This is a genomic window from Loigolactobacillus backii, assembly GCF_003946275.1.
Classification (GTDB): Bacteria; Bacillota; Bacilli; order Lactobacillales; family Lactobacillaceae; genus Loigolactobacillus; species Loigolactobacillus backii.
In genome coordinates, this window is the sequence record NZ_RHNQ01000119.1 from 1 (window position 1) to 2,720 (window position 2,720).

Below are 2,720 nucleotides of genomic sequence, written 5' to 3' on the forward strand. Positions count from 1 at the left end.
ACAAAAAGCACATTCACCGAAGTGAATGTGCCGTTCAAAATCTCCACCAATACGATTTGACAGAGACCCAAAAAAAGGTGCCTTAGTCATAAGACTAACACACCTTTTCACCGACGTCTTAATTAACGCCTTCCATTAATTTCTTAATCCGCGGTACCATGAATAACAAAATGGCCCCAAAGATAATCGTAACTATCCCAATAATACCATAATAACGAGCCTCGGTAGCTGGCGTATAGAGCTTAACCAGCTGTGCGTTAATTGCTTGTGCAGCTGCATCGCCTAAGAACCACATACTCATCATTTGTGATTGGAAAGCCTTTGGTGCTAGCTTAGTGGTTGCTGACAAACCAACTGGCGAGATCAACATCTCTCCAATTTCAACAATTAACCAACTTAGAACTAACCAAAGTGGGCTAACCTTTGCCGATGTCCCAAATAACGTAATTGGAATCACCATGACAACAAATGATAAACCAGCAAAGAACAAACCATAAGAGAACTTGGATGGTGTTGATGGCTGCCGTTTACCTAATTTCATCCACAACCAAGCAAAGAATGGTGTGTATAAAATAATAAATAGCGGATTCAACGTCTGGAAGTTACTTGGTTCAATCGTCATGAAGCCTAAGTTCAAGTTAGTCTGTTGTGACGCGAATAACGCCAAGACAACTGAACCTTGTTCTTCAATCATCCAGAATAAAACACTGGCAATAAACAATGGTACGTAGGCCCAAACACGTGAGCGTTCAACCTTTGTTGTCTTACTACTAGTTAACATCATTCCAAAATAAAAAATTGGAATTGCAATACCTAATGTACTGATTACGATAATAACATTGTTGACGTTTAAGGCACCCATTAACCCCATAATACCGAAAACAATAATTGCGGCAACGATGAAATAAAGTATTTTACGAATAAGTGGCCATTTTTCAGATGCAGTAATTGGATCAGTTGGGTGTAAACTGGCCTCGCTTAAATCCTTTTTACCACCAAAATAATATTGCATTAACCCAAAGAACATACCAATTGCAGCAATTGAGAAGCCAAGATGATAGTTGACCTTCTGCCCTAAATTACCAACAATAATTGGTGCCAGTAAAGAGCCAAAGTTAATCCCCATAACAAAGATACTAAATCCAGAATCACGCCGAACGTCATCCTTAGTGTATAGCGTCCCAACCATTTCGGAGACATTCGGTTTAAGTAAACCAGTACCAATAACAATCAAAGCAATGGAAATCCACAAAGCAAAACTACCAGCCGGAAATGATAGTGCAATGTGCCCAAACATTATCAGGACACCGCCCCAAAAGACGGTCTTGCGACTACCGAGTATCCGGTCACTAACAAAGCCCCCAATAACACTTGACATATAAACTAATGATCCATAAATTGCCATTACTGAAGTAGCCGTTTTTTGACTATAAGCAAGGCCATGATTAGATACTTTATCCATCATGTAAAATAATAGAATTGCCCGCATACCATAATAACTGAATCTTTCCCAGAATTCGGTAAAGAACAGCGTGGATAATCCATGCGGTTGCCCAAAGAAGGTTCGTTCTTTCTTATTTTCCAAGTTAAACTTCCTCTCACCATTTATTAAATCTCATTAATTTCTTAACAATAAGTACCGCTACTATGAATAGTTTATGTATTTACAGTTAAGGTTTCCTCCGTGCTATGATAATTTAAGTAGAACTTCACACCCTTTTCTTAGAATTAAACATAGTAGCAATTATAAAACACTTACCAAGTTTGCGTCAATCGAATTTACTAACTCTAATCTCACTGTCACATTTAATTGAAAACAAAAAGATCCCTAGTGCTTAATCCACTAGGAATCGAAATCCGTTACGGCCGTACTTTAAGAAACTAATTTACTTTTTACGGTAACGATCAGACTGGCGCTAAATCAAATTGTCAGAATTTTATCATTTAAGTTGCCCATCTACCTTTTAAACTATCACTGTGGCTGTCGGTTGAAATTTCGAAATATTAGCCAGAGTAGTAGTTTCGCTTTAAAAAGGAGCGTACTTTAAATTCTATTTGTTCGAAATGGCATTTTATGCTTGCTGTTCCCTATGCACGGATTACCACCTCTATTTGAACGTGGTGGCCAAACAGACTATGAGGTAATACAAACTATTAGAGAAAAAATGAACCGCTAAATTGAAGGGCAATCCATATCATTTAAGCGTTAGTTATATTGTACTTTTGTAATATAGTTATTTATATCATCATTATAAATAAACGATTAAAAAATAAGAGCTTATACAGCGGCGTGATTACCGCCATCGTATAAGCTCTTATAATGCATATAATTTCATCCTATGCCGTCTGCAGGAGTCGAACCTGTGACCCTCGGTTTACGATACCGATGCTCTACCAACTGAGCTAAGACGGCAAATGACCCGTACGAGATTTGAACTCATGTTACCGCCGTGAAAGGGCGGTGTCTTAACCACTTGACCAACGGGCCATACAACACTAATAATTATACAGAAAAGCCAGAATTTGTAAAGGTGTTTTAAGTGATTTCTCACAAGAAATTATGACCTTTGGCACTTATATAAAAATAGTTTACTAGTGATTAAGATTATAAAAAAAGAACTGACGTTAGTCAGCCCTTTTAATTAGTTGCATGGCAACGTCCTACCCTCGCAGGGGGTGCTCCCCCAACTACTCTCGGCGCTAAGAAGCTTAACTTCTGT

At 38.2% G+C, this 2,720-nt stretch carries 1 protein-coding gene and 2 tRNA genes; all 3 read right to left on the reverse strand.

Annotation, left to right across the window (positions count from 1 at the left end; all coding sequences use genetic code 11):
• Nucleotides 1-118: 118 nt before the first annotated feature.
• Nucleotides 119-1,585, reverse strand: a complete 1,467-nt coding sequence (locus EKM61_RS11710; RefSeq protein ID WP_068222765.1) for a peptide MFS transporter — start codon at nucleotides 1,583-1,585, stop codon at nucleotides 119-121.
• A gap of 755 nt (nucleotides 1,586-2,340) precedes the next feature.
• A tRNA-Thr gene (locus EKM61_RS11715) sits at nucleotides 2,341-2,413 on the reverse strand.
• A 3-nt stretch (nucleotides 2,414-2,416) separates the two neighbouring features.
• Nucleotides 2,417-2,488 (reverse strand) — tRNA-Glu (locus EKM61_RS11720).
• Between the last annotated feature and the right edge of the window lie 232 nt (nucleotides 2,489-2,720).